A 17,589-nucleotide genomic window follows, 5' to 3' on the forward strand; every position below is an offset into this window, starting at 1 on the left:
TTCAACTGCCCTTGCGCAAAACCGCCAGATGCCGCACCAGGGTGCCCGCACCGGTTTCAAGCGCCAGCAACTGGGCGTCCACACGACCGCGGAAGTAGCGCCAGAAGATGAGCGACGGAATTGCCACCAACAGACCAAAGGCGGTGTTGTAGAGCGCGATGGAGATACCGTGCGCCAACTGTGCAGGGTTTCCGGTCCCGCCAGTCGACTGCGAACCAAAGATCTCGATCATGCCGACCACGGTTCCGAACAGGCCCATGAGGGGAGCGGCCGAGGCAATCGTTCCGAGTGCTGCCAGGTATTTTTCCAGTTTGTGCGCGACCAGGCGCCCACGGGCTTCCATGGCTTCGCGGATGTCGTCTTCGCTGCAGCGCGGGTTCTGGGCCACGGTACGCAGGCCGGTCGCCAGCACCTCGCCCATGGCGGAGTTGTTCTCCAGTTGATGCAGGACATCCTGGCTCGGCACCCCATTGCGCACCACGCCCAGCACCTCGTCGAGCAGTCGTGGCGGAACCACCTTGGGTTCGTGCAGACTGTAGAAGCGTTCGAAAATGATGGCTAGGCCCACAATGCTGCAAAGGATCAGGGGCCAGATGGGCCAACCGGCTGCTTGGATAATCGAGTACACAACGTGCTCCGCGGGTCGTAGTTTGTTGGGGCGGATTATCACCCAGCGACTTTGGTGTCCTGGCGTATCGGCAAGTGGTATTGACAACGCATTTCAAGCGGGGGTGTTTTGGATACAGCGAAGACTTCGGGCACAGCGCGGGCCTGGTCGGTAAGCGCCTTGTGCCGGCGACTGGCGGATTGGATGGATGACCAGTTCAACCCTATACGGGTTGTAGGGGAGATCAGTGGGTTTGTGCAGGCATCTTCCGGCCATTGCTATTTCACCCTGAAGGACGCGGAATCCCAGTTGCGCTGCGCGATGTTCCGACGTGCGGCCATGGGGCTGGCACGCCTACCGGTGAATGGCGACAAGGTGGAGGTGCAGGCGCGGCTGGGATTGCATGCGGCCCGCGGAGACCTGCAATTGGTGGTGGAAGACCTTCGGCCGGCCGGGCAGGGGGACCATCTGGAGCAGTTTCTGCGTCTGAAGGCGAAACTGGAGGCGCAGGGCTTGTTTGATCCGATGCGCAAGCGCCCCTTGCTGTCCTACCCGGCCTGTATCGGGGTCGTTACCTCGCCCGACGCGGCCGCGCTGTCCGATGTGCTCACCGCCTTGGGTCGGCGCAGTCCGCACCTCCCAGTGGTGTTTTCGCCCTGTGCCGTTCAAGGCGCCGATGCGCCGGCGGCGATCATTGCCGCCTTGGAGTCCTTGTATGCACTGGCTACGGATGCGTCAGCGCCGCCGCTCACCAAGCCAGAGGTCATTCTGCTGGTGCGCGGAGGTGGTGCCTGGGAAGATCTGCAGGCCTTCAATGACGAGGCGGTGGCGCAATGCATCGCTCGCAGTCCCGTACCTGTAGTCTCGGGGGTGGGGCATGAGACCGACTTCACCATTGCGGATTTCGTGGCCGATATCCGTGCCGCAACTCCGACTGCGGCGGCTGAGCTCTGTGCCTCGCCGCACAGTGAACTGATGCAAACGCTCGACGTACTGGAAACACACCTGAGCCGGGCCCTCGATCGGACCATTCAGGCAAACGAGCAGCAACTCGACGCCATGACCATGGTCTTGTCGCGACCAGCACATGGCCTGGCCACCATGGCGGCAGACGTCGAGCAACTCGCCCATAGGCTGTCTCGAGGCATGCAACCAGCCTTGGCACAAGCCGATGCGCGCCTGAACGGTTTGCAGGTCCAGCATGCTGCTGTGGGCCAGCGGGTGTGCACGTTTCGCAGTCATTCCCTGGCGCAGCTGGGCGTGCGCCTGGAAGCCGCCAGCCCAACGCAGGCGTTATCGCGCGGCTTTGCCTGGCTCCAAGGGCCGAAGGGACTGGTGACCAGTGTGCATCAGCTGGCTGCCGGCGACCCAGTCACCGCAACCCTTGCAGACGGTATGGTTGAAATGCAGGTGCTGCGCAGTTGAGGCATTTCGTCTCTAGAATGCCCATTTTTTGCTAGACAGGAAGACTCACCATGGAACATACACTGCCTAATCTGCCTTACGCGATCGATGCGCTGGCCCCCCATTACTCCAAGGAAACCCTGGAGTTCCACCATGGCAAGCACCACAACGCCTATGTGGTCAACCTGAACAACCTGCAGAAGGGCACCGAGTTTGAATCGATGTCGTTGGAAGAGATCGTGAAGAAGTCCAGCGGTGGCATCTACAACAATGCCGCACAGATCTGGAACCACACCTTCTTCTGGAACTGCATGCAGCCCAATGGTGGTGGCGAGCCCTCGGGCGCCTTGGCTGCCGCGATCCAGGCCAAATGGGGTAGCTACGCAGCGTTCCGCGAAGCGTTTGTGAAGTCTGCTGTGGGTAACTTCGGTTCTGGCTGGACCTGGCTGGTCAAGAAGGCCGACGGTTCCGTGGACATCGTGAACACCGGTGCCGCAGGAACTCCCTTGACCACTGCCGACAAGGCGTTGCTGACTGTGGACGTGTGGGAACACGCCTATTACATCGACTACCGCAACCTGCGCCAGAAGTTCGTCGAGACGTTCCTTGACAAGCTGGTGAACTGGAACTTCGCGGCGGCGAACTTCGCCTGATGCAACAAAGAGGGCCCAGGCCCTCTTTTTTTATGGTTGCTTGAACACCGGTCCGCTGAGCTTTTGCCCCGCTGCGATACCACGTTTGGTGAACCAGCCCTGGTTCATTTCCAGCACGAAACGGGCAGGGCGTTTGGCGCAGTGCGAGTCCGTGGTCATGGGCTTCATGTCTTCCAGATTGATGATGGTGCCATCGTCAGCGATGAATGCAGCAGTCAGCGGCAAGACCGTGTTCTTCATCCAGAAGCACAGGTTGCTGGCGTTATCGAAGACGAACAACATTCCTTCCCCGGCGGGCATTTCCTGTCGGAACATCAGCCCTACCTCCCTTTGGTGCGGGGTGCTGGCGACCTGGGCTTGTATGAGGTGCATACCCGCCGACAGTTGCACGCGGGGCAGATCCATCTGGGCTTGGCCAGCACCTTGTGCAGTGGCCGAAAAGCATAACCAGCAAAGGGCTAGCGGGATGAGGTCTCGGAGCTTCTTTTTTGCCGATTTGATGGATGTCAAGGCGCGCTGATGAATCATTGGGTACACCATGGTTTCGGGTCGCGCTGCGGTCCGGAAAAGACAGCAATGCGTAAAAGTTTGCGAATAGAATGAACCGCACTTTGGAGGCGCTTACCGAGCGCTAGCGAGGCAATCCAGTCTACTCAATCTTGGAGAACAAATCCTATGTATCAGCACATCAAGGTACCGGCCGAAGGACAAAAGATCACCGTCAATGCGGACATGTCCCTCAATGTTCCTGACCAGCCCATCATTCCTTACATGGAAGGCGATGGTACGGGTTTCGACATCACGCCGGTGATGCTGAAGGTAGTGGATGCTGCGGTGGCGAAGGCCTATGCAGGCAAGCGCAAGATTCACTGGATGGAGGTGTATGCCGGTGAAAAGTCCACCCGGGTATATGGGCCCGATGTCTGGTTGCCTGACGAAACCCTGCAGGCGTTGCGCGAGTACGTGGTGTCCATCAAGGGGCCGCTGACCACACCGGTCGGCGGTGGTATCCGTTCGCTCAACGTGGCGCTGCGCCAGGAGTTGGACCTGTACGTCTGCTTGCGGCCCGTGCAGTACTTCGAAGGCGTTCCCAGCCCCGTCAAGGAACCCCACAAGACCAACATGGTGATTTTCCGCGAGAACTCGGAAGACATCTATGCCGGTATCGAATTCGAAGCACAGAGCGACAAAGCCAAGAAGCTGATCAAGATCCTGCAGGAGGAGTTCGGTGTCAAGAAAATCCGATTCCCCGAGACTTCCGGCATCGGTGTCAAGCCTGTCTCGCGCGAGGGAACCGAGCGCTTGGTGCGCAAGGCTATCCAGTACGCCATCGACAACGACAAACCCAGCGTGACCATTGTGCACAAGGGCAACATCATGAAGTTCACCGAAGGTGGCTTCCGTGACTGGGCCTATGCACTGGCACAGAAGGAGTTTGGCGCCGAACTGATCGATGGTGGACCGTGGTGCAAGTTCAAGAACCCCAAGACGGGCAAGGACATCATCATCAAGGACAGCATCGCCGATGCCTTCCTGCAGCAGATCCTGTTGCGCCCTGCCGAGTACAGCGTGATTGCCACCCTGAACCTCAACGGGGACTATATTTCCGACGCGCTGGCTGCCCAGGTCGGTGGTATCGGTATTGCTCCCGGCGCCAACCTCTCGGACACCGTGGCCATGTTCGAGGCGACCCACGGTACTGCGCCCAAGTACGCTGGCAAGGACTATGTGAACCCCGGTTCCGAAATCCTGTCGGCCGAAATGATGCTGCGCCACATGGGCTGGACCGAAGCCGCCGATCTGATCATCAGTTCGATGGAAAAGTCCATCAAGAGCAAAAAGGTTACCTATGACTTCGCCCGTTTGATGGACGGTGCCACCCAGGTGAGTTGTTCCGGTTTCGGCCAGGTGATGATCGACAATATGTGAGTCCGTGGCCCGGGCGCTTTCCGGGGTCAATGCACTCGCCACAAGCCCGGAGTCGCACTCCGGGCTTTTTTCATTGAAATTCCCATCTGCTGCCCCCAGGTATGCCAGGTGGGGCGCTGTAAAGCGGCGCTCGAATCCGTAGAATTTGCCTATGCCCGACACGCCCCAACGCCCTCCCAAGTCTCCCTACCGCACCGAAGATGTGGCCGGTGGCTTGGCTACCGTTCTGGAGCGCAAGACCCAGAAGACCAAGCCGCCGCAGATGTACCAGGTGGTCATGCTCAATGACGACTACACCCCGATGGAGTTCGTGGTTGGCGTGATTCAGGACTTCTTTGGCAAAGACTTGGAAACGGCGACCCAGATCATGCTCAAGATCCACCTCGATGGGCGTGGCGTGTGCGGGGTGTATACACGTGACGTGGCGACAACGAAGGTCGACCAGGTCATGGACGCCGCGCATCAGGCGGGGCACCCCTTGCAATGCGTCGCAGAGCCCATAGAGTAAGTTCAATCGGGAAAACCATGGGCAAATCGGCTTACCAGACGTTTTCCACTGCTGTACATTCAATCCACACGCAAGGCTAAAGGAGTTCATATGATTGCCCAAGAATTGGAAGTTAGCCTGCATATGGCGTTTGTCGAGGCGCGCCAGCAGCGCCACGAGTTCATCACCGTGGAGCACCTGCTGCTGGCCTTGTTGGATAACCCCAGTGCCGCTGAGGTGCTGCGCGCCTGTGTTGCCAACATTGACGACTTGCGCAAGTCCCTGACGAATTTCATCGCCGACAACACGCCACAAGTGGCTGGAGTGGAAGAGGTCGATACCCAGCCCACGTTGGGTTTTCAGCGCGTGATTCAGCGCGCCATCATGCATGTGCAATCCACCGGCAGCGGCAAGAAGGAAGTCACTGGGGCCAACGTGCTGGTGGCCATCTTTGGCGAAAAGGATTCGCATGCGGTGTATTACCTGCACCAGCAGGGCATTACGCGTCTGGATGTGGTGAATTACATCGCCCACGGCATCAAGAAGAACGATACCCCGGAGGCGCCCAAGAGCAGCGAGAGCAACGGAGAAGGGGAGGACGGACCTTCCGAGAAGAACGAGAAGGCCAGTCCGCTGGAGCAGTACACGCAAAACCTGAACCAGTTGGCCAAGGAAGGGCGCATTGACCCGCTGATCGGGCGCGAAGCCGAAGTGGAGCGCGTCATCCAGGTGCTGTGCCGCCGCCGCAAGAACAATCCGCTGCTGGTCGGTGAAGCCGGTGTGGGCAAGACCGCCATTGCGGAAGGCCTCGCCTGGCGCATTACCCAGAACGATGTGCCGGAAGTGCTGGCTGAGGCCAATGTCTATGCCTTGGACATGGGCGCCCTGCTGGCCGGAACCAAGTACCGTGGTGACTTCGAGCAACGGCTCAAGGCAGTGCTCAAGAATCTCAAGGACAAGCCCAAGGCGGTTCTGTTCATCGACGAGATTCATACCCTGATTGGCGCAGGTGCCGCTTCCGGCGGCACCATGGACGCATCGAACCTGCTCAAACCCAGCCTGAGCTCCGGGCAGCTCAAGTGCATTGGTGCGACCACCTTCACCGAATACCGCGGGATCTTTGAAAAGGACGCGGCCTTGTCACGCCGCTTCCAGAAGATCGACGTGCTGGAGCCGTCCGTGGACCAGACCGTCGATATCCTGAAGGGCCTGAAGTCGCGCTACGAGGAACATCACAGTGTGAAGTACTCCCATGCAGCACTGCAGGCGGCAGCGGAGCTGAGTGCCAAGTACATCAACGACCGGCACCTTCCCGACAAGGCCATCGACGTGATCGACGAAGCCGGTGCCGCGCAGCGCGTGCTCGCTCCGAGTCGGCGCAAGAAGACCATCGGAAAGTCCGAGGTCGAGGAAATCATCGCCAAGATTGCGCGCATCCCGCCGGCCAATGTGTCGAGTGATGACCGTGGCAAGCTCAAGACGCTGGAGCGCGACCTCAAGAGCGTGGTGTTCGGTCAGGACAAGGCGCTGGAAGTGCTGTCGTCGGCTGTGAAGATGTCGCGCTCGGGCTTGGGCAAGGTCGACAAGCCCATCGGGGCCTTCCTGTTCTCCGGCCCCACCGGCGTGGGCAAGACCGAAGCCGCCAAGCAGCTTGCCTACATCATGGGCATCGAGCTGATCCGCTTCGACATGAGCGAGTACATGGAGCAACATGCGGTGAGCCGTCTGATCGGTGCGCCGCCCGGATATGTTGGCTTTGACCAAGGGGGGCTGCTGACTGAAGCCGTGACCAAGAAACCCCATTGCGTGCTGCTGCTCGATGAGATCGAGAAAGCCCACCCGGCAATCTACAACGTGCTGCTGCAGGTCATGGACCATGGCACCCTGACCGACAACAATGGACGCAAGGCGGACTTCCGCAACGTCGTCATCATCATGACGACCAACGCCGGTGCCGAGACCATGAGCAAGGCCACCATCGGTTTCACCAACCCCCGCGAGGCCGGTGACGAAATGGCGGACATCAAGCGCCAGTTCAGCCCGGAGTTCCGCAATCGCCTGGATGCCATCGTGAGCTTCAAGGCGCTGGACGAGAACATCGTGCTGCGCGTAGTGGACAAGTTCTTGCTGCAACTGGAAACCCAGTTGGCAGAGAAGAAAGTCGAAGTCACCTTCACCGACGCATTGCGCAAGCACCTGGCGAAAAAAGGCTTCGACCCGCTCATGGGTGCGCGCCCGATGCAACGCCTGATCCAGGACACCATCCGCCGAGGTCTGGCCGACGAACTGCTGTTCGGCCGCTTGACCGAAGGCGGTCGCTTGACCGTAGACCTGGATGAGAGCGACGAGAGCAAGACGGCTATCAAGCTCGATATCCAGCCGTTGGCCAAGAAAGAAGGTAAGACCAAGTCCGAGGAGGCGACGGCCGATTGACATTGCGCTTTCGCCAGGATGGGGCACGCTTCGGCGTGCCCGTTTTTTTTGGAGCGGTTGGCCAGTGGGCTACAGTCGCTTCCGAGCTTCATTGACGAGTTTCCCACCATGTTCGCATTCCAGCCTTCCCGGCTCGCGGTCTTTGGCATTGCTGTCCTGCTGACGGCATGCGCCTCGGCGCCCACCAGTACCCTCCCCTCGGCGCCCGATGCCAGTGGCGCTGTGCATACGCCAACCGCTCCCACAGTGGTACCGGCGCCCGTGCCCAAGGTGCCACCACGCATCGGACTGGCGCTGGGTGGGGGGGCTGCACGCGGGTTCGCCCACGTGGGGGTCATTCAGGTGCTCGAAGAGGCGGGCATCCAGCCACAGCTGGTAGCTGGCACTTCAGCGGGTAGTCTGGTGGCCGCGATCTATGCCAGTGGGAAGAAGGGAGAGGAGCTGCAGCGGGTGGCGTTGACCATGGAAGAGGCCGCCATCGCCGACTGGACCTTGCCGATCTTCAACCGCGGCATGCTGCGCGGTGAGGCGCTTGCGCGTTATGTCAACGGGCAAGTGCGCAACAAACTCATCGAGGACATGCCCTTGCCACTGGGAATCTACGCCACGGACCTCAAAACCGGTGCTGGGGTACTGTTCCAGCGAGGCGATACCGGTACGGCCGTGCGCGCCTCCAGTGCCGTTCCAGCGGTGTTCCAGCCGGTCAAGATTTCCGGGCGTGACTACGTGGACGGGGGGCTGGTATCCCCGGTACCAGTGCGTGCCGCCCGCAGCATGGGCGCGGAGCTGGTGATCGCGGTGGACATTTCCAGCCCGCCGGAAGGCAGTGTGACCGATGGCACGCTAGAGATCCTGCTGCAGACCTTTTCCATCATGGGGAAGAGCATCAATACCCTGGAGCTGCGTGATGCCGATGTGGTGGTGCGCCCGGCATTGACCGGTATTTCCAGTGGTGACTTCAGCGCCCGCCGTCGCTCGATCGAAGCAGGACGCGCTGCCATGCTGGCTGCCTTGCCGCAGCTCAAAGCCGCCATCGCAGCCAAGTCCAGGTAGGCGACGTCCGTTGGGCACTTCGACGCGTTGATGCAAAAAAAAGGCCTCGTTTTGCAACGAGGCCTGAAGGGATCCCTGAACCTGAAAGGTGTCGAAAGGACCCGAGGAGACAACTGACAGAGAAGCATTGCTTCTCGATGGGGTGAATTATGTCAGGGTTTTCCCTTGGTTTCTAGAGCCAGGGCTCCAAATTTCACCCCAAAATTGATTTTTCTTAGGCAGCACGCTTTTTGGAAGCGGGTTTGGCAGCGCCAGTGGCGGTAGCGGTCACGGCGTTGAAGTTGGCTTCAGCCATTTCGGTGGCTTGACGCACGGCCTTTTGCACCGATTCCAGGGCGCTGTTGGCAGAGGCTACGGCGCTCTTCATCACGGCCACGGCGGCTTCGGAACCGGCGGGAGCGTTCTTGGCAGCACCGTCCACCAGGTTGGTGAACTTGCGCTGAGCGTCAGCCGCCTGGTCTTCGAAGACCTTGCTCAGTTCGGCGCCTTGTGCGGAAGCGATGTCATACAGGTGACGGCTGTAGGCGGCGGTCTTCTCGGCCAGGGGCTGGAACAGGCCAGATTGCAGCGCCAGCAGTTCCTGGGCGTCCTTCACGCTCAGCAGGGCCTTGGCGTGCTCGCCCGACTCTTCGAGCGCGGCCTTGGTGGCGGTCATGTTCAGTTCGACAATCTTCTCCACGCCTTCGAAGGCTTTGCTGGTCAAGCCCATGAGGGTTTCGACATTGGCTTTGTGGGAAGCAACAACTTGTTCTACGGTCATCATGGCTAAAACTCCTTGAAGTGGTGGGGAAAAACTGCTGAACTGTTCATGTTGCAGTGCAGCATGATTCGAATTATAGGGATCGATGCAGATAAATCAAGGAAAAATGTTGCATTGCAACAAAATAAAGTCATCCCTCTAAAATGCTTCTTCTTTCACACGTTTGTCATGCTCCTTGCGGGCATGCTTCCAGTCTCCTACTTCAACCCATTGCATGAGCAACTCTGCCTCCCGCCCCAGTCCCGAGCCGCGCGAAGGCTACCGGGCTTTCCGCCCGATTACCACCCGTTGGATGGACAACGATGTCTACGGCCACGTCAACAACGTTGTCTACTACAGCTGGTTCGACACCGCAGTGAATGCCTATTTGATTGAACAGGGCGTACTGGACATCCATGCGGGGGGCATCATCGGCTTGGTGATCGAAACGCAATGCAACTACTTCGCAAGCCTGGCCTTTCCGCAAACCATCGAGGCGGGCATTCGCGTGGCCCAGCTCGGCAAGAGCAGTGTGCGCTACGAAGTGGGTCTGTTTGCCCAGGGCGAGCCCTTGTGCGCCGCCAAGGGCCACTTTGTCCATGTCTATGTCGATCGTGAAACGCGCCGTCCGGTGGAGTTGCCGCAGGCACTGCGCATTGTCCTGGAGAAACTGCAATGAGTTCCAACCCCGTTTTCGAAGCCATCACTTCGCGCCATTCGGTGCGCGCCTTCCTAGCCAAGCCGGTCGCACGGGGCGACATCGAGCAACTGCTGGATGTGGCTCGCCGCGCCCCCTCGGGCACCAATACGCAGCCGTGGAAGGTCTATGTGCTGCAAGGGGTCGCCCGGGACAGCCTGTGCGACAAGGTATGCGCGGCCCACGACGCCGTACGTGCGCAGCCCGAACTGGCCGGGCAGTATCAGGAAGCCTACGACTACTACCCGACCCAATGGGTCAGCCCCTACATCGACCGTCGCCGCGAGAACGGCTGGGGCCTGTATGGCCTGCTGGGCATCGGCAAGGGCGACAAGGACAAGATGCACGCCCAGCACCAGCGCAATTACCGATTCTTCGACGCGCCCGTGGGGCTGATGTTCACCGTAGACCAAGTGATGGGGCGCGGCTCGCTGGTGGACTACGGCATGTTCATCCAGAACATCATGGTCGCCGCGCGCGCGCTGGGGCTGGATACCTGCCCGCAGGCGGCATGGAATGGCTTTGCCAGCATCATCCTGCCCCACATCGGCGCAGCGCAGGGGGAAATGCTGGTGTGCGGTATGGCATTGGGCTATGCCGATCCCGCCCATGTCGTCAACGGCTTCCTGACGCCACGCGAGCCCGTGGCAGCATTCACCCACTGGCTGGAGTAAGCGCCCAGCGCGGCATCGTCGCGCCGGGCTATTTGGTGAGGATGAGCTTGCCCTGCCGAGTGGCTTGCAGGCGGTAGTGCTGGCCCTGGTGCTCGATCACGACGGCCGTTTGTCCCCGCAGAAGTGTTTCGGAGGGGATAACCGCTTGCGTGGGAGCCGTCGGCTCGGTGACCACTAGCAACGCGCGTTCTGGGGCCTGGGTGGGGCCCGCGTTCATCGCACCGGCTCCGTGATGAAGCCGATCTTGCGCAGGCCGGCTTGCTGGGCCATGGCCATGGCCTGGGCCACGTATTCGTAGCGCACCGCCTTGTCACCCCGGATGTGCAGGTCGGGCTGCACTGGCGCCTGGGCGTAGGACTGCAGCAGCGCCGGCAGAGCCTCGCGGGAAACGGCATTCTGGTTCACGAAGTACTGCCCCTGCGCATCAACGCTGAGCGACACCGTCTCCGGCTTGGCCGACTGGATCTGGGCGCTCGCCTGGGGCAGCTCGACGTTGACCGCATGCTTCATCACCGGCACGGTGATGATGAAGATGATGAGCAGCACCAGCATCACGTCGACCAGCGGCGTCATGTTGATTTCGCTCATGACCTCGGCATCGTCGTCCGAGGTGGCGTTTTGAAGTCCAAAAGACATGGCGCGATCAGGCTTTCTTGATGGCAACGACCTTGCCGTCCGCGGGGCTGGTGGCGCCGACGCGGGCGCCGGTGACGAAATAGGCGTGGAGATCGTGCGAGAAACGGTTCAGGCGGGTCAGGATGAACTTGTTGCCACGCACCAGCGCGTTGTAGCCCAGCACGGCAGGGATGGCCACGGCCAGACCCAGCGCGGTCATGATCAGCGCTTCGCCAATCGGGCCGGCCACCTTGTCGATGGTGGCGGTACCGGCCGCGCCAATGCCCATGAGGGCGTGGTAGATGCCCCAGACGGTGCCGAACAGACCGACGAAAGGGGCGGTGGAGCCGACGGAGGCCAGCACGGCCAGGCCGCTCTGGAAGCGCGCGGTACTGTCGTCAATGGAGTTGCGCAGGCAGCGCCCGATCCAGTCGCTGATATCCAGGGTGTCGTGCAATTGGGCGACAGCCTGGCGGTGGTGCTGGCTGGCATCCTGCCCGGCCAGGGCCAGCGCCACGAAGGGGTTGCCGGGCGCAGTGCCGAGTTCATTCAGGCCGGAGGCGAAGTCCGGGCTGTGCCAGAAGTCTTCGGTCTTGCGCGCCAGGGCCTTGTAGCGCACGATGTCGAGCGCCTTGACGAGGATCACGATCCAGGAGGCCAAGGACATGCCCAGCAGCAGCAGCGCGACCGCGCGGGTGATCCAGTCGCCTTGCGACCACAGGCCTATCAATCCGATTTCTGTTTGCATGTGAGTTCTTCCGTGTTCTGTGGGGGTGAGTGGCGTCAGGGACGGGTCAATTGGTAATTGAAGGGCTTGTCGCGCCACATGGCTTGCGGCACGCCGTCGACCTTGCCAGGAATGAAACGCAGTTTCTGGGCATGCGCGAGGGCATCTTGGTCCAGTCGGTCGAAACCGCTGCTCTTGGCCAATCGGACGTCCTTCACGTTGCCGTCCGTGCCGACCAGGATGCTGACCACGACGATGCCCTGTTCGCCCAGACGCCAGCTCATCACCGGGTATTTCGATTTGGGGTTGTTGAGCTCGGCGACATCGCTGTTGGGTAGTTCGACCCGTGGTGCTGGAGCCGTAGCAGCAGGCGAGGTCTTCGCCGCTTTCGTTTCACTGCCATTTTGGGCGGTAGCCAGCACAGATACTACGTCAGGAGCTCCTGAAACCGTAGCAACCGTGGGTGCCGCTACGGCAGGCGCAGTGGCGGGGGCTGGCACTGCCAGTGCACTGGGGATCGCCGGTGCGGCTGTAGGGGCCGCTGCCGCCGGGGCCTTGGCCGCGGGTGCGGTCGCTCGGGGTGTGCTGGGTGGTGCAGGCGCCGTAGCCTGTTGGGGGCCAGCGTCCAGCATTTCCACAAGGATTTCGGCCGGCACCACCGTTTCCACGGCCCGGCGCAGCAGCCCGGACTGCAGCGCCCACAGCCCGGCCGCGTGCAGGGCCACCACCGCCACGGCAATGGTGCCGGGGTGGCGGCGCCAGTCGCTGGGCGTGGCAAGGGCAGGGCGCGCGGTCATGGGAAAGTGGGGTGCTGCAAAGGCCATAGTGTAAGAAGTCGGCGCCGGATGGCGGACTGCGCTCATAGGCGGAACGCCCACCAGGCCAGGGCCACGGCGATGCCGAGGCTGCCTGCGATGTTCATGGTTTCCATGGGTTTCACTCCTTTTCTTCAGAACTTGGCGGTGTAGGTCAGCATCAGCGTGCGGCCGCTGCCGGGAACGTAGTGGCCGCTGTACAGCGCATCGGCATAGAGGGTGTCGAGCGCGTTGGTGATGTTGGCCTTGACGATGTGGCGCTCGGTGGCCTTGTATTCGGCCATCAGGTCCAGCGTCACGTAGCCGGGTACGGTCCAGCCCGGGTTGCGGTTGGGCGTCTGCTCGCTGCGGAAGTTCAGCCCTCCGCCGACTCGCCACTGGCTGTGCACCTGGTAGGTGCTCCACACCGTGCCCGAATGCACGGGGGTCAGGCTGGGCCGGGCCCCGGCGAGCTCACCGCCGCTGCCGCCCACGTCGATGAGGGCGTTGGGCATCCACATGTAGGAGCCGTAGATTTCCCACTTCGGGGTCAGGCGGCCGGTGATGTCGAATTCCACGCCGCTGGCATGGCGCCGACCGGACAACACCACGGCCGAGCTGGTGGGGTCGGTGTTGCGCTCGTTGTACTTCACGGTGTGGAAAGCGGCCCAGCGGGTGGTGAAGCGCCGGTCGGCCGAGTCCAGCTTGGCGCCGAGCTCGAAATTGGCGCTTTGCTCGGGCGGCGTGTCCTGGTTGGCGCTGCTGAGCGAGTAGGTTTCACCCGAGGTGTTGAACGAGGTGCCCAGCGACACGTGGTAGGACTGCAGCGCATCGGGCTGGAACAGGGCGCCGACGCGGGGGCTCCAACCCGCCACCTGCATCTGGTAGGGCGTGATGGAGCTGAGCGAGAACTTGCTGTAGCTGTGCGGGTTGGCCACGGTGCCGGCGCCGGAGTAGCTGTAGTTGTAGACGTCGTAGTTGCCCACCATGTTGTCGTAGCGCAGACCGCCCAGCAGCTTCCAGTGCTCGGCGACCTGCACCAGGTCCTGGAAGTACACGCCCCAGCCGGTGGCCTCGTACTGGTTGTTCAGGAACTTGACCCGCAGGTCTTCATTGACACTGCCCACGCCGCCAGCACCCACGGTGGTGTTGGACTTGGCCAGCCCGAGCGCGGTGTAGAAGGCCGTGCGGGTAGCGCTGCTGAGCCCCGGGGTGTCGGCATAGACACGCCGGTTCTCGCGCGACACGTCGACGCCCGTCAGGATTTCGTGCTGGAAGCCCAGCGCCTGCACTTTGTTGCTGTAGTCGCTCTGCAGGTTCAGCGTGTTCATGTCCTGCATCTTGAGCTGGGTGCCGCGGGTCAATGCAGTGGCATCGCTGAAGTTGTTGAGCCCCGTGGTGTTGGAGGCGAAGCGCACCGTGCTGGCGCGCTGGTCGCGGTCGTAGCCTCCGAACTTGATGGCACTCTTGAGCTCACCGCCTGCCTCGAAGCGGTGGGTGTGCTGCAGTGCCAGGGTTTCGGCCTTGCCCTTGTTGTAGTCGCTGGCCATGCCGTAATAGCTGTTGGGGTTGACCGGCATGAGCGTGGTGGTGCTGGCCGCAGCACTGGCGCTGGGCTTGATCCAGGGCAGGCCGTAGTTCATGCCGTTGTTGTTGTACAGCGCGTAGAGGTTGACCATGAACTCGTCGGTCTCGTCGATGCCCCAGCGGTAGGCCACGGCCACGCCACGCTTGTCGATGCTGCTGCCGGCGCCATTGTTGTCTGCGGTGTTGCCCATCACGTTGATGCGCAGTGCTGACGTTTCGCCGGTGAGGAAGTTAAAGTCGCCCGTGACGCGGCGGAAGTTGTAGCTGCCCAGGGTCACGTCGATCTGGTGCTCGTCCACCTCAAAGGGCTTCTTGCTGACCTGGTTGGCGGCGCCACCGGTAGAACCCCGCCCGAACAGCATGGAGGCCGAGCCCCGCAGCAGCTCGATGCGGTCGTTGTTGAAGGTGTCGCGGTCGTAGAAGGCCGGGTCGCGGATGCCATCCACAAAGATGTCGCCGGTCTGGGCCAGGGAGAAGCCGCGCAGGCGCACATCTTCCTCGCCGCCTTCGGCAGCCAGGAAGGTCACGCCGGCCGTGTTGTGTAGCACAGCCTTGAGGGTGTCGAGCTGACGGTCGTCGATCAGTTTTTCCGTCACCACCGTCACCGACTGGGGAATGTCGCGCAGCTCCTGGGTGCCCTTGCCGATCTGGGTGGTGGTGGTACGCACACTGTCCTTGCCCTGGGTTTCCATCGCCTTTTCGGTGATGTAGACCGGGGCCAGTTGTGGCGGCTGGCCCGGCGCCTCGGTGTTCTGCGCGTGCGCAGTCAGGGCCAGCAGGCTGAAACCGGTTGCTATGGTTTGAGTAGCTACCTGCGCATTTCCCTTGCGGGGTTTGGCTGATTTTCTGTCTGGATGAAAGGGTAGAGGCATGTTCTGGATGTATGCAAGTGAGAACCTTGTCTGGCTGGCTACATCCGTAAGGGGCGCCCTTCGGAACTGGCTGGCTATCGTGTTTCTGTATTGTAAATGAGAATGACTCGCATTACAATAAATTTTTCACAAGGAAGCACGATGCAACGAAGAAGCATGATGGTCTGGGCCGCGCTCACGGCGGGTTGGGGGGGGATGACTTGGGCCACTGCGGCGCAGCGTGCCGAGGTCCGCTTGGCCACTGCCGGGGCCACGCTGTCTGCGGGTGCCGTGCAGTCCTATTGGGTCGGGGTCATGCAGCCTGATTGGGCGGCAAGTGAAATGCGCCAGCTCCACAACGTGGTGGTGCCAAGCCGCGCCCACGGGCTGGCGGCACTGCCCGATGGCGGCTTTGCGGCGGTCGCCAATCGCCCTGGGCGCTGGCTGCTGCGCTGCGATGCGCAGGCGCGGGTAGTGTGCCAGCTTGACACCCGCGACGCCGTGCGCAGCTTCGAGGGGCATGTCATCGCCAGCAATGATGGGCAATGGCTCTACACGACCGAAACCGACCCGCGCACGGGGCAGGGCTGGCTCGCTGTGCGGGACAGCCGCAGCCTCAAGACTGTAGAAGAAATGCGCACTGGCGGCAGTGAACCCCACCAGCTGCTGTGGCACGACGCCGACACCGTGGTCGTAGCCAACGGGGGCGTGCTGCGCGACGCGGCCGACCGCAAGATCGAGCTGCAGCGCATGGATTCCTCGGTGGTGCTGCTGCGACCGCAGCGCCGCGAACGCGTCGGCCAATGGCGGCTGGCCGATCGGCGTCTGGGGTTACGGCACATGGCCTGGAGTACGCCGCAGGCTGGTCAGCCCCGTGTGTTGGGAATCGCCTTGCAGAATGAGCACGAGGACAGCGCCCGCCGCAGTCTGTCACCCTTGCTGGCCATCTGGGACGGCACCAGCCTCACGCTCCCAGCCGAGCAGGCCCAGGGCCAGGGTTATGCCGGGGACATTGCACCCACCCCCCAAGGTGGGTTCCTGCTGAGCAGCCAGCGTAGCGGTCGGGTCTTTGCCTGGCACCCGGCGAACCCTGGCACGCTCGAGTCGGTGCTTACGCTGGAGCAGGCCGGTGCCTTGGTGCGTGTGCCCGGGGCGCCGGGGCAGGCCGACGTGTTGGTGGCCGGTAGTGTTGGTGCCCGAAGCGCCTTGGAAGTGCCTTCGTTGCTGGCCTGGCCCGTGGGCGTGCAAGTCGACAACCACTGGGTGGAGTTAGCTGCCGCGTGACCGCAAGGCACTTCAGTTGCTATTGATAACGTAGCTTCCTACGCAGTATTCATGCGGGCTACAGGCAAAAAAGCCTAGTACGTGACGCGATCAGGGTGAATTTCCTGCAGGATCGTGGCTGCAATCTCTTCGATGGACTTGGTGGTGGTGGAGAGCCAGCGGATGCCCGTGCGGCGCATCATGGCCTCGGCCTCCGCCACTTCCATGCGGCAGTTTTCTATGCTGGCGTAGCGTGAATTCGGCCTGCGTTCGTTGCGGATCTCGGAGAGGCGTTCGGGTTGGATGGTGAGCCCGAAGATCTTGTGCTTGTGCGGCACCAGCGCAGGCGGCAGGTGGCGGCGCTCGAAATCCTCGGGGATCAGCGGGTAGTTCGATGCCTTCAGGCCAAACTGCATGGCCAGGTACAGCGAGGTCGGTGTCTTGCCGCTGCGGCTTACCCCCACCAGGATCACATCGCTCTGCTCGAGGTCGCGGTTGCTCTGTCCGTCGTCGTGGGCCAGTGAGAAATTGATGGCCTCGATGCGCTGCTGGTATTCCTTGCTTTTGCTGGCGTCGGAGAAGCGCCCGATGCGGTGGTTGGACTTCAGCCCCAACTCGTGCTCCAGGGGTTTGACGAACATGCCGAACATATCAAGCAGCATGCCCTGGCAGCCAGCTTCCATCACGGCCAGCACCTCTTCATTCACCAGTGTGGTGAAGACGATGGGCTTGTGCCCGTCGATGGTGGCCGCATGGTTGATCTGCCTCACCACCTGGTGGGCCTTGTCGGCGGTGTCGATAAAGGGCAGGCGCACATGGCGGCCACGGGTCTCGAACTGGGCCAGGATGGCGTTGCCGAAGGTCTCGGCGGTGATGCCGGTGCCGTCGGAAACGAAGAATACGGTGCGGTGTTGCATGGTGCGCGGGCGGTTCAGGGTGTCGTCAGTGCATTGCAAGATCCGTCAGTGCGTACCGTTTGGTGGTGGCGCAGGAGGCCCCTACAATGCTCGCCAGACACCTATTCTGTCAGCTTTCCTGCCCCAGAACAGCAACAACAGGCCTGCGCTAGCTGACAA

At 61.6% G+C, this 17,589-nt stretch carries 18 protein-coding genes; 9 read left to right on the forward strand and 9 right to left on the reverse strand.

The window, feature by feature from the left end; translation table 11 throughout:
* Position 1 precedes the first annotated feature (1 nt).
* Positions 2 to 628, reverse strand: coding sequence for a MotA/TolQ/ExbB proton channel family protein (locus tag RQP54_RS14580; RefSeq protein ID WP_315679110.1), 627 nt, complete (start codon positions 626 to 628; stop codon positions 2 to 4).
* A 183-nt stretch (positions 629 to 811) separates the two neighbouring features.
* Between RQP54_RS14580 and xseA the strand changes: the two genes are divergently transcribed.
* Complete coding sequence (gene xseA, locus RQP54_RS14585) at positions 812 to 2,032, forward strand: exodeoxyribonuclease VII large subunit (RefSeq protein WP_315679111.1); 1,221 nt, start codon at positions 812 to 814, stop codon at positions 2,030 to 2,032.
* Positions 2,033 to 2,082: 50 nt separating this feature from the next.
* Positions 2,083 to 2,664: a superoxide dismutase gene (locus tag RQP54_RS14590; RefSeq protein ID WP_315679112.1), complete on the forward strand. Its 582-nt coding sequence runs from the start codon at positions 2,083 to 2,085 to the stop codon at positions 2,662 to 2,664.
* 30 nt (positions 2,665 to 2,694) lie between these two features.
* Here RQP54_RS14590 and RQP54_RS14595 read toward each other — a convergent pair whose 3' ends face one another.
* Positions 2,695 to 3,192 (reverse strand): DUF192 domain-containing protein, encoded by a 498-nt coding sequence (locus RQP54_RS14595; protein WP_315679113.1) that lies wholly within the window; start codon positions 3,190 to 3,192, stop codon positions 2,695 to 2,697.
* A gap of 147 nt (positions 3,193 to 3,339) precedes the next feature.
* On the opposite strand from RQP54_RS14595, the gene icd reads away from it, so the two are divergent.
* The 4 genes from icd (at position 3,340) to RQP54_RS14615 (ending at position 8,566) form a co-directional block, all read left to right on the forward strand.
* On the forward strand, positions 3,340 to 4,593 hold the full coding sequence (icd, locus tag RQP54_RS14600; protein WP_315679114.1) for an NADP-dependent isocitrate dehydrogenase: 1,254 nt from the start codon (positions 3,340 to 3,342) through the stop codon (positions 4,591 to 4,593).
* Positions 4,594 to 4,744: 151 nt separating this feature from the next.
* Entirely contained in the window at positions 4,745 to 5,101 is a 357-nt protein-coding gene (clpS, locus tag RQP54_RS14605) for an ATP-dependent Clp protease adapter ClpS (RefSeq protein ID WP_315679115.1), read from the forward strand.
* 90 nt (positions 5,102 to 5,191) lie between these two features.
* A complete protein-coding gene (clpA, locus tag RQP54_RS14610) occupies positions 5,192 to 7,513 on the forward strand; it encodes an ATP-dependent Clp protease ATP-binding subunit ClpA (protein ID WP_315679116.1) in 2,322 nt (773 codons plus the stop codon).
* Positions 7,514 to 7,621: 108 nt separating this feature from the next.
* Positions 7,622 to 8,566 (forward strand): patatin-like phospholipase family protein, encoded by a 945-nt coding sequence (locus RQP54_RS14615; RefSeq protein ID WP_315679117.1) that lies wholly within the window; start codon positions 7,622 to 7,624, stop codon positions 8,564 to 8,566.
* 214 nt (positions 8,567 to 8,780) lie between these two features.
* On the opposite strand, the gene RQP54_RS14620 is transcribed toward RQP54_RS14615, so the two are convergent.
* Complete coding sequence (locus RQP54_RS14620) at positions 8,781 to 9,329, reverse strand: phasin family protein (protein ID WP_315679118.1); 549 nt, start codon at positions 9,327 to 9,329, stop codon at positions 8,781 to 8,783.
* A 211-nt stretch (positions 9,330 to 9,540) separates the two neighbouring features.
* Here RQP54_RS14620 and RQP54_RS14625 point away from each other — a divergent pair, with 211 nt between their 5' ends.
* Positions 9,541 to 9,984, forward strand: a complete 444-nt coding sequence (locus RQP54_RS14625; protein WP_315679119.1) for a thioesterase family protein — start codon at positions 9,541 to 9,543, stop codon at positions 9,982 to 9,984.
* A complete protein-coding gene (locus RQP54_RS14630; RefSeq protein WP_315679120.1) occupies positions 9,981 to 10,676 on the forward strand; it encodes a nitroreductase in 696 nt (231 codons plus the stop codon). Before RQP54_RS14625 ends, RQP54_RS14630 begins: the two co-directional genes overlap by 4 nt.
* Before the next feature lie 28 nt (positions 10,677 to 10,704).
* Here RQP54_RS14630 and hemP read toward each other — a convergent pair whose 3' ends face one another.
* The 5 genes from hemP to RQP54_RS14655 all read right to left on the reverse strand — a co-directional run bounded on the left by hemP (position 10,705) and on the right by RQP54_RS14655 (position 15,271).
* Positions 10,705 to 10,893 (reverse strand): hemin uptake protein HemP, encoded by a 189-nt coding sequence (gene hemP / locus RQP54_RS14635; protein ID WP_315679121.1) that lies wholly within the window; start codon positions 10,891 to 10,893, stop codon positions 10,705 to 10,707.
* Positions 10,890 to 11,312 carry a biopolymer transporter ExbD gene (locus RQP54_RS14640; RefSeq protein WP_315679122.1) on the reverse strand — a complete coding sequence of 141 codons (423 nt, stop codon included), beginning with the start codon at positions 11,310 to 11,312 and terminating at the stop codon, positions 10,890 to 10,892. Before RQP54_RS14640 ends, hemP begins: the two co-directional genes overlap by 4 nt.
* Before the next feature lie 7 nt (positions 11,313 to 11,319).
* On the reverse strand, positions 11,320 to 12,039 hold the full coding sequence (locus RQP54_RS14645) for a MotA/TolQ/ExbB proton channel family protein (protein ID WP_315679123.1): 720 nt from the start codon (positions 12,037 to 12,039) through the stop codon (positions 11,320 to 11,322).
* Positions 12,040 to 12,074: 35 nt separating this feature from the next.
* Positions 12,075 to 12,815 carry an energy transducer TonB gene (locus RQP54_RS14650; protein ID WP_315679124.1) on the reverse strand — a complete coding sequence of 247 codons (741 nt, stop codon included), beginning with the start codon at positions 12,813 to 12,815 and terminating at the stop codon, positions 12,075 to 12,077.
* Positions 12,816 to 12,967: 152 nt separating this feature from the next.
* The gene (locus RQP54_RS14655) at positions 12,968 to 15,271 is read right to left on the reverse strand and encodes a TonB-dependent receptor (RefSeq protein ID WP_315679125.1); all 2,304 of its coding nucleotides are present in this window, start codon (positions 15,269 to 15,271) and stop codon (positions 12,968 to 12,970) included.
* A 141-nt stretch (positions 15,272 to 15,412) separates the two neighbouring features.
* On the opposite strand from RQP54_RS14655, the gene RQP54_RS14660 reads away from it, so the two are divergent.
* Positions 15,413 to 16,534: a DUF1513 domain-containing protein gene (locus RQP54_RS14660; RefSeq protein ID WP_315679126.1), complete on the forward strand. Its 1,122-nt coding sequence runs from the start codon at positions 15,413 to 15,415 to the stop codon at positions 16,532 to 16,534.
* A gap of 74 nt (positions 16,535 to 16,608) precedes the next feature.
* Here the strand turns inward: RQP54_RS14660 and RQP54_RS14665 are convergent, their stop codons facing one another.
* Positions 16,609 to 17,430: a pyruvate, water dikinase regulatory protein gene (locus RQP54_RS14665; protein ID WP_315679348.1), complete on the reverse strand. Its 822-nt coding sequence runs from the start codon at positions 17,428 to 17,430 to the stop codon at positions 16,609 to 16,611.
* Between the last annotated feature and the right edge of the window lie 159 nt (positions 17,431 to 17,589).

The organism is Curvibacter sp. APW13 (assembly GCF_032337135.1).
In the GTDB taxonomy this organism is placed as follows: Bacteria; Pseudomonadota; Gammaproteobacteria; order Burkholderiales; family Burkholderiaceae_C; genus Allorhodoferax.

Coding starts and splice junctions, on each gene's coding strand:
- clpS (WP_315679115.1), top strand. CDS start 4,745: ATGCCCGACACGCCCCAACGCCCTCCCAAGTCTCCCTACCGCACCGAA.
- RQP54_RS14630 (WP_315679120.1), top strand. CDS start 9,981: ATGAGTTCCAACCCCGTTTTCGAAGCCATCACTTCGCGCCATTCGGTG.
- RQP54_RS14650 (WP_315679124.1), bottom strand. CDS start 12,815: ATGACCGCGCGCCCTGCCCTTGCCACGCCCAGCGACTGGCGCCGCCAC.
- RQP54_RS14655 (WP_315679125.1), bottom strand. CDS start 15,271: ATGCCTCTACCCTTTCATCCAGACAGAAAATCAGCCAAACCCCGCAAG.
- RQP54_RS14590 (WP_315679112.1), top strand. CDS start 2,083: ATGGAACATACACTGCCTAATCTGCCTTACGCGATCGATGCGCTGGCC.
- RQP54_RS14645 (WP_315679123.1), bottom strand. CDS start 12,039: ATGCAAACAGAAATCGGATTGATAGGCCTGTGGTCGCAAGGCGACTGG.
- RQP54_RS14620 (WP_315679118.1), bottom strand. CDS start 9,329: ATGATGACCGTAGAACAAGTTGTTGCTTCCCACAAAGCCAATGTCGAA.
- hemP (WP_315679121.1), bottom strand. CDS start 10,893: ATGAACGCGGGCCCCACCCAGGCCCCAGAACGCGCGTTGCTAGTGGTC.
- xseA (WP_315679111.1), top strand. CDS start 812: ATGGATGACCAGTTCAACCCTATACGGGTTGTAGGGGAGATCAGTGGG.
- RQP54_RS14640 (WP_315679122.1), bottom strand. CDS start 11,312: ATGTCTTTTGGACTTCAAAACGCCACCTCGGACGACGATGCCGAGGTC.
- RQP54_RS14665 (WP_315679348.1), bottom strand. CDS start 17,430: ATGCAACACCGCACCGTATTCTTCGTTTCCGACGGCACCGGCATCACC.
- RQP54_RS14615 (WP_315679117.1), top strand. CDS start 7,622: ATGTTCGCATTCCAGCCTTCCCGGCTCGCGGTCTTTGGCATTGCTGTC.
- icd (WP_315679114.1), top strand. CDS start 3,340: ATGTATCAGCACATCAAGGTACCGGCCGAAGGACAAAAGATCACCGTC.
- RQP54_RS14595 (WP_315679113.1), bottom strand. CDS start 3,192: ATGATTCATCAGCGCGCCTTGACATCCATCAAATCGGCAAAAAAGAAG.
- RQP54_RS14660 (WP_315679126.1), top strand. CDS start 15,413: ATGCAACGAAGAAGCATGATGGTCTGGGCCGCGCTCACGGCGGGTTGG.
- clpA (WP_315679116.1), top strand. CDS start 5,192: ATGATTGCCCAAGAATTGGAAGTTAGCCTGCATATGGCGTTTGTCGAG.
- RQP54_RS14625 (WP_315679119.1), top strand. CDS start 9,541: ATGAGCAACTCTGCCTCCCGCCCCAGTCCCGAGCCGCGCGAAGGCTAC.